Raw genomic sequence first — 1743 nt, 5'->3', positions numbered from 1 at the left:
GTTCGTGTTCGCCGCCGTGGCCGGTTTCGCGCTCACCCGGCTCCTCGGCGGCTGACCGGCGGTCGGCCCGCACGGCGTCCCGGCGTCCCGTCCCGGCGTCACCCGTCCCGACGTCCCTCGAACCGCCGGGACGAGGCACCGCTCTGCGCCAGCCTGCGCAGCACGACCAGCAGCGCGTCCCCGAACACGGTGCCCACCACCGCGGACTCGACGACGGACTCGGTGGAGGCCAGCCGGGACACGTGGTCGAGGTCGGCCTCGGCGATCTCCTCGGCCGCGTCGGCGTAGCGGTCGACCATGGACGCGAGTTCGGGATGGCCGAGCGAGCGCACCGTGGCGAGCACGCCGACCAGCGCCTCCACCACCGGGGAATCCTCCCCGGGGTCCCAGCCACGCTCGGCCATCAGCTCCCCGGCCTTCGTGCGGGCCCAGTCCGCCGACGCGTCGTCCACCTCGGCCCCGGTCAGCGGCAGCCCCCGCTGCGCGAGCCCGAGCACCTCGTGCAGCGAGGTCTCCTCCGCCGCCATGGCGGCGAGCACCCCCTTCACGTCGGCGATGGACAACCCGCCCACGTCGAGCAGGGCACGGACCAGGCGCAGCCTGCGGACGTGGCCGTCGTCGTAGCGGGCCTGGTTGCGCCCGGTGCGTTCGCCGGGATGCAGCAGTCCCTCGCGCAGGTAGTACTTGACGGTCGCGACCGGGACACCGGACTCCCGGCTCAGTTCGGCCATGCGCACGGTGCGGCCCTCCTCTCGGGAACACTGGCGGACCCTCGGTGGATAGTGTAACTTCCCATTATAGACAGCGACGCTATCCACTATCCGAATGGGTGGGACCCATGCGCACCACTCGACCGTTCGTCCCGGACACCTGGCACCGGCCGATGCTGCTGTGCGCCGGCGTCATGGCCGTCCTGGCCGTCGTCTCCGGGGCCGGACTCCTGCTGGACGACCGCGTGCTCCTCGGGGCACCGATCTGGCTCAAGCCGCTCAAGTTCGCGCTCTCCCTCGGCATCTACTGCCTCACCTGGTCCTGGCTGTACTCGCTGCTGCCGCGCCGACGGACCACGGCGTGGCGGGTGTCGACGACGATCGTGATCCTCGCGCTCGTGGAGTACGCGATCATCGTCACCCAGGTGGTGCGCGGCACGACGAGCCACTTCAACGTCGGCACACCGTTGAACACGACCCTGTTCGCCGTCATGGGCGCCTCGATCGCCGTGATCTGGACGGGCACGTTCGTCCTCACCGTGCTGCTGGTGCGCAGCCCGATCGCCGACGCGGCCACGCGGGTGGCCCTGCGGTCCGGGGCGGTGCTGTCCCTCGTCGGGATCGGCCTCGGCGCGCTGATGACACGGCCCACGGCGGAGCAGACCAGGCAACTCGGCGACGGAACCTTCCGCGGGGTGATCGGCGCGCACGCCGTCGGCGTGCCCGACGGCGGCCCGGGCATGCCGCTGACCGGGTGGAGCACGACCGGCGGCGACCTGCGCATCCCGCACTTCGTCGGCATGCACGCGCTCCAGCTGTTGCCGCTCGTGGTCGCCGTCCTCGTCGTCCTCGCCCGGTGGTGGCCGCGACTGCGCGACGGGCGCGTCCGCGCCCGGCTCGTGCTCGTCACGGCCGGGACGTACGCGGGGCTGGTCGCGCTGGTCACCTGGCAGGCGCTGCGCGGGCAACCGCTGACCGACCCGGACACGACCACACTCGCCGCCGCCGCGGCACTGGTGACGGCCGCGGCCCT

The 1743-nt window shown here is 72.7% G+C and carries 2 protein-coding genes; one reads left to right on the top strand and one right to left on the bottom strand.

The features are described 5' to 3' along the window. Positions 1 to 98 precede the first annotated feature (98 nt). Complete coding sequence (locus ACTIR_RS0116795; protein ID WP_034240583.1) at positions 99 to 731, bottom strand: MerR family transcriptional regulator; 633 nt, start codon at positions 729 to 731, stop codon at positions 99 to 101. 107 nt (positions 732 to 838) lie between these two features. Here ACTIR_RS0116795 and ACTIR_RS0116790 point away from each other — a divergent pair. Continuing rightward, positions 839 to 1743: hypothetical protein (locus ACTIR_RS0116790; protein ID WP_026455156.1), on the top strand; the 905-nt coding region annotated here is incomplete at its 3' end.

Origin of the sequence: Saccharomonospora iraqiensis subsp. iraqiensis (assembly GCF_000430445.1) — a bacterium.
In the GTDB taxonomy this organism is placed as follows: Bacteria; Actinomycetota; Actinomycetes; order Mycobacteriales; family Pseudonocardiaceae; genus Saccharomonospora; species Saccharomonospora iraqiensis.
The sequence above is the reverse complement of the archived record's forward strand: the minus strand, read 5'-3'. Positions and strand labels throughout refer to the sequence as shown.

Coding starts and splice junctions, on each gene's coding strand:
- ACTIR_RS0116795 (WP_034240583.1), bottom strand. CDS start 731: ATGGCCGAACTGAGCCGGGAGTCCGGTGTCCCGGTCGCGACCGTCAAG.